General features: G+C 67.6%; 3 protein-coding genes. 1 reads left to right on the forward strand and 2 read right to left on the reverse strand.

Annotated elements, in window-relative coordinates:
* Positions 1-33: 33 nt before the first annotated feature.
* The gene (gene nadE, locus I55_RS01750) at positions 34-1,770 is read right to left on the reverse strand and encodes an NAD(+) synthase (RefSeq protein ID WP_044558728.1); all 1,737 of its coding nucleotides are present in this window, start codon (positions 1,768-1,770) and stop codon (positions 34-36) included.
* Positions 1,771-1,885: 115 nt separating this feature from the next.
* Positions 1,886-3,772 carry an alkaline phosphatase family protein gene (locus I55_RS01755; RefSeq protein WP_049973736.1) on the reverse strand — a complete coding sequence of 629 codons (1,887 nt, stop codon included), beginning with the start codon at positions 3,770-3,772 and terminating at the stop codon, positions 1,886-1,888.
* A 141-nt stretch (positions 3,773-3,913) separates the two neighbouring features.
* Between I55_RS01755 and I55_RS01760 the strand changes: the two genes are divergently transcribed.
* Positions 3,914-5,945, forward strand: a 2,032-nt coding sequence (locus I55_RS01760) for an SIR2 family protein (RefSeq protein ID WP_044558729.1), incomplete at its 3' end; no start/stop codon positions are given.

Genomic DNA, 5,945 nt, shown 5'->3' on the forward strand with positions numbered 1-5,945 from the left:
ACCTCGTCGGGCCTCACCCCGTGAACCGTGCCGTCAGGGGAAGCGGCGGTCCTTGTGGTGGGGGACTGCGGTGGACCTTGGGGCCCGGGGGCGACTGGAAGCGCTGAACTCCGCCCGGCGGACGCGGCGGCGGATGTCCTGCACGAACGCCAGCGGTTCGCCCAGCTTCTCGGCGATCTGGGCGTCGGTCTGGCGTTCCTTGGCGTCCTCCATCTCCCACAGCACGGCGTCCAGGCGGGGATATGGGGGCAGGCTGTCGGTGTCGCGCTGGTTGTGCTTCAGCTCGGCGCTGGGCTCGACGTCGATGACCGCGCGCAAGGCCGCTTGCGCGCCGGCGTCGTAGGGTTGCAGCGGGGTGCCGAAGGCCTGTTCCCAGATGCGGGCGAACAGCGCGTCCGGCGCCTTGGCCTGGGCCAGCCGCATCTCCAGCATGGGGAAAACGTCGATGGCCTTGTATAGGTCCTTCAGCGGGTTGAAGGCGCCGCGCATGTCACCGTAGAGCGTGCCATATCCCATCAGGATCTCGCTCTTGTTGCTGGTGCCCAGGATGGCGCGGCGGCCGTGGTCGTTGGAAATAGCGGACAGGGTGTTGCCTCGGATCTGGGCCTGCAGGTTTTCATCCGCCAGGCTGCCCATGTCGCGGCCGAAGGCGGCGTGGAACTTGGCCAAGCCCGCCTCGTACTCGGCGGTGATGGGCAGGCTGATGGCGCTGAACCCGTCGCCCACCCCGGCGGCGAAGTCCGCCGCCCGGGTGTTGGAGCCCGCGCTGGTATAGGGCGACGGCATCATCACGGCGTTGACCTTGGCCGGTCCGAACACGTCCGCCGCCAGGGCCGCCACCAGGGTGGAGTCCGCCCCACCCGACAGGCCGAAAACCACGTCCTCGAAGCCATTCTTCAGGATGTAGTCGCGCAAGCCCAGGCCGACGACCAGGTACCGCTCCTGCGGGTCGCTCAGCTGAATGGGCGCCTGGGTCCGCGCCAGGCGAAAGCCCTGGCCCTCATCCGCCAGGGGGACCACGTCAGCGCCCTCACGTCCGATCTCCATCTCATAAATGGTGCCCGCCGGGTCGACGATGGCGGAGCATCCCTCCCACACCAGTTCGTCATTGCCACCCACCTGGTTGACGTAGACCAGGGGCACCCCTGTTTCGGCGATGCGCTGATCGAACAGGCGGCGGCGGAAGTTGCCCTTGGCGATGGCATAGGGGCTGGCGTTCAGGGAGACGATGACCTCAGCACCCTTGTCCCTCAGCTCCCGCGTCACGTCGTCGAACCAGATGTCCTCGCAGATGCAGAAGCCCAGGGTGATGGCGCCGCCGGCCGCCTCCAGGCGCCAGACGCCCGTTTCGGCGTCAGCGCCCACCTGTTCCCCCCGCGTCTCGAACCAGCGCACGTCGTCGAAGACGTCGTAGTTGGGCAGGTGGGTCTTGAACTGGCTCAGAACCGCGCGGCCCCGGTCGAACACCACCACGCCGTTGCCCATCTTGCGGCCTTGCACCTTGCCGCGCAGCGGCGTGCCCACGGCGATGGCGACGCCGGCCTCCGCCGACAGCAGGCGGTATTGCTCCGTCCAGTGGACGATGGCCTGCTGGTAGTCGGCCTCCAGCAGGTAATCGCCGGCGGCATAGTTGGCCACGGCGCATTCCGGCAGGACGTGCAGGTCGGCGTCCCGGCAGGCCAGGATGCTGGCCTTGGTCCGCTCGAAATTCCCCCGGAAATCGCCCGTGGTGTAGTTCATCTGGTGCAGGGCGACCTTCAGCGTGCGCATGCGGTTCCGTCTCTCGATGTCCAATGCCGGGCCCCACCCTAGCATCCGGGGGTGGGATGCGGGCAATCCCAGGAAATCGACGGCGGCTTTTACGTTACCGCATGAGGGGGCGGCCTTACCCGGCGGGCCGCCGCAGGAAAGGCAGCAAGGGCCTCAGCCAAGCCTCGGCGTCCGCCAGGGTGCAGAGGTGGGCGCGGGCCTCCGCCCTCTCCTCCTCGGTGTGCAGGCGTCCACCGATGGCGGCGGCGGCGGCCAGCAGGACGTCCCGCTGGATGTCGTTCAAGGGGGTGTCCGCCGGTATGGACGCCAGCGAGGCCAACAGGGCGCCGTCATCGGCCAAGTCCAGGGCCGGCCAGGGCTGGGGCGTATCCCCCGCGACCAAGGGGGCCAGGGTCGGGGCGGCGGCGATGCGGGGGCTGGGCAGGAGCGTCTTGAACGCGCTTTGCAGGCCCAGCCAATCCCGCACGGTGGCCAGCACGGAGGTGTGGTCGTAGGGCACGTCCGTCGGGCTGCGGAACACGACGCCCCGCGGCGTGTAAGAGGACATGACGACGGCCGGAACCCGCACGCCGAACCGGTTGAACGGGAAGTCGGACCCATCGGTGGCCACCGGATCGGGCGCGGGCGGCGCCGCCCCCTGGGGCGGTTCCACATGGTCATAGGTGCCGCCATGCTCGTCGAACAGCAGCAGGAACAGGGTGTCGTCGCGGTGCGGGCTTTCCGCGATCAGGGTGTAAATCTTGGCCAGGAAGTTCTCCCCCGGGCGGACGTCGTAGGGGGGATGATAACTGCGGTCATGTTCCAGGGGGCCGAAGCTGGGCTCCAGGAAGGTGAAGGTCGGCAAGGTGCCATCCGCCAGCGCCTTGCCGAAATCGTCGATGGAGCCGAAATTCTTCTCGTTGGTGGCGTACTTGGACAGGAAGATCACCTTGGTCAGCGACGGCAGGATGCTGTCGTTATAGACCGCCCAACTGATGCCCTGGCTTTCCAGCACATCGAACAGGGTCGGAATGTCCCAGGGGATGCGGGTGTTGTTGACATTCCCGGCGGACGAACCGGCCAGCATGAAGGCCCGGTTGGGATAGGTCTGGCTGGGCACCGACGCGTGCCAGGCGTCCGACAGGGCGAAGGCGCGGGCCAGGGTCGAAATCACCGGCACCTGGTCCGGCGCGTAGGACTGCATGATCTGCGCCGCGTTGCCCAAGGGGTGCTTGGCCTCCCCCACCTGCACGACATAGTCGGTCAGGAAGCCGCCCATGTTGTTGCTGACCTGGCCGCCGACGTGAAAGAACTGCTCACCCGGGTCGGGGGTGGGCACCTGGTAGGGGCTGATCGTGCCGCTGTTGGTCGTCCACGCGGTGGTGCCGGCGCTGGCGTAAACCGGGGCCCCGCCAGTGATGTCCGGATTGCTGTTGGCATAGGTCTGCGGCAACAATCCCTCATAGGCGGCCTCCGAACCGGGCGGGACATATCCCGCCGGCGGATGCGCCGGGTCGTAGACCCAGCCCAGCAGGTTGTCCAGGGACCGGTTCTCCATGACCAGCACCACCATGTGCTTGATCCGGGGCAAAACCGTCCGCGCCACCGAGAACACCACATTGGCGAAGGACAGCAGTCCCTCGCCGATAAGGGCGCCGGTGACGGTGTAGGTCTGGCCATCGGTGCCGGTGAACGGCACGGCGACAGGGCCGGCGCCCGACCAGTCCGAGGCCGTCCCCCCGGCCGTGACCTGGATTTCAAGGGTGCTGGCCACCAGGGTTCCGGTCACCCGCTCCCGCACCGTGACCGGCACGCCCGCGACCTCGAAGGCGGTGGTGAAGGTCCAGGTCTTGTGGTTGGTGATGCCCTTGTCGCGGTTCATCCACAGGATGCCGCCATCGCTCATCGCCGCCACGGTGGACGCGGTGATCCCCCAGTCGTACGCGTCCAGGGCGGGCGTCACGGTGGTGGAAACGGCCAGGGGGTCGGACAGGTTGTTGACCAGCGTGACCTGTGTCGGCATGGCGCCCTCGGATAAAATTGTATTTTTTAAATCATGAACCACCTATGGGGGTGTTTTCAAGCGACCTTCGCGTGACGTGGCCGCGCCGTTGCCGTCACCGGAAATTCCGTGCCAATCTGCAATCATGCACGGGAGACTGGTATGGCGTTGCTGGATGATCTGAAAAAGGCGATCGCGGACAAGCGGGCGATCATCGTGGCGGGCGCGGGCACCACCATCGCCGCCGTGGGGCCGGGCGTCAAACATGCCAGCTGGACCGGCCTGATCGAGCATGGGCTGCGGTGGGCTCACGGGTTGGGCCGCATCGACCCAGGTACGCTTGATCTGGACTTGGCGGCCCTGAAGCTCAGCAATATGCGGAAGCTGCTGTCCGCCGCCGAGACGGTCGCGGATGGGCTGGGCCAAAAGGACGGCGACGGCGAATTCACCATTTGGCTGCGGGAAACCGTGGGCACCTTCAAGGTATCCAATGCGGCCGTGCCCACCGCCCTGACGCGTCTGCATGCCCACGGCATCCTGCTTGCCACCACCAACTACGATTCGGTGCTGTCCCAGGCGTGCGGGGTCCCTGCCACCCTGCCAGGGGACGTGGCCAAGGCCATCCGCCTGTTCCGGGGTGAGGATGCCGGCATCCTCCACCTGCATGGCCATTGGGAAGCACCCGCCAGCATTGTCCTGGGCAGCCTGAAATACGGTGAGATTGCCCAATCACCGTTTCAGCAGTTCTTGCAGCGGATGTTATCGGCGGATGCGTCCCTGGTCTTCGTCGGCTGCGGCGGCACGGTTGCGGACCCCAACCTGGGGCCCTTGCTTAGCTGGATCGATACGGTGTTGTTGGGCACCGAACATCGGCATTATTTTCTGTGTCGTGACAGTGAGGTGGACGCCTGGCGGGGCAAGGGCTGGCGGCGGGTCCAACCCGTGGGCTTCGGCCCCGGCCATGCCGACCTGGCGCCCTTCCTGGAAAGCCTGGTGCCCGTTGACGGTGCGCCCGTTATCAGCGCTGGTGGTCCCCCCAGCCCCCGCCCATCCCCAAACTACGTGCCCCGCCCACCGGAGCATTTCGTTGGCCGGGACGCTGAGGTGGAAAAGGCGGTGGCCGCTCTGCTGGCCGGCAGCCACGTCGCCATCCAGGGGCCCGGCGGCATCGGCAAGACCGGCCTGACCCAGCATGTCGGCCATGACCACCGGATCAAGGCGGCCTTCCCCCGGCGGGTTTTCGTGAGGCTGGAGGCGACCGGGACCGGCGCGGACATGGCCTTGAAGATCGCCACAGCCCTGGGCCTGGAAGCCGGCCCCCACCCGCTGGAACGCGCCGTGGCGGATTTGGGGCGACAGCCGACCTTGCTGATCCTGGACAACGCCGAAACCCCGTGGACACCGGACCCCCATGGCGTGGGACAGGTTCTGGCGGAGTGTGGCGCCGTCGCCCGAATCCTGTTGTCCATCCGCGGCCGGCAGTGCCCTCAGGGACTGTCATGGCAACGCCTGGAACTCGACCGCTTGGGCGAGGGGGACGCCCGCTCCCTGTTCCTGGGCCTGGCGGGCCCGCAGCTGGCGACGGACGCCCTGCTGCCCATGGTCATCGGCGTGGCCGATGGTGTTCCCTTGGCCATCCGGCTGTTGGCGGCGCAGGCGGATGGCTTGACCGACCTGCGCGACCTGTGGGCGCGCTGGCTCGCCGAACGCGCCGCCCTGCTGCGGCTGGGCCGTGCGGATAACCGGGAAACGGATTTCACCACCTCGGTCTCCCTCAGCCTGGAAAGCCCGCGCCTGACGCCGGGCGGCCGCCGTCTGTTGGGCCTGCTGGGGCGCTTGCCGGATGGCCTGGCCCGTTCCCTGCGCGATGATTTGCTGGGCCAGAACGCGGCGGCCGCCGCCACCAGTTTGGTGCAACTGGCCCTGGCCCGGGAGGAGAAGGACAGGCTGCGCCTGTTGGTCCCGGTGCGGGAGGTGGTGAGGGCGAGGGTGACTCCGGCGCCAGCGGACGCCGCCGCCCTGCACGATGCCATGATCGCCCTGGCCGAACTGGGCGATCAGCTGGGGCGGGAGGATGGCCAGGACGCCGCCGCCCGCATCACCGTGGAATTCCAGAACATCAACAGCGTTCTGGACATGGTCTTGGACGACGATGGATGTCAGCGCTCCATCGACGCCATCGTCTCTTTAGCGG

This window comes from Azospirillum sp. B4 (genome assembly GCF_000333275.1).
GTDB lineage: Bacteria > Pseudomonadota > Alphaproteobacteria > Azospirillales > Azospirillaceae > Nitrospirillum.

Coding starts and splice junctions, on each gene's coding strand:
- nadE (WP_044558728.1), bottom strand. CDS start 1,770: ATGCGCACGCTGAAGGTCGCCCTGCACCAGATGAACTACACCACGGGC.
- I55_RS01755 (WP_049973736.1), bottom strand. CDS start 3,772: ATGCCGACACAGGTCACGCTGGTCAACAACCTGTCCGACCCCCTGGCC.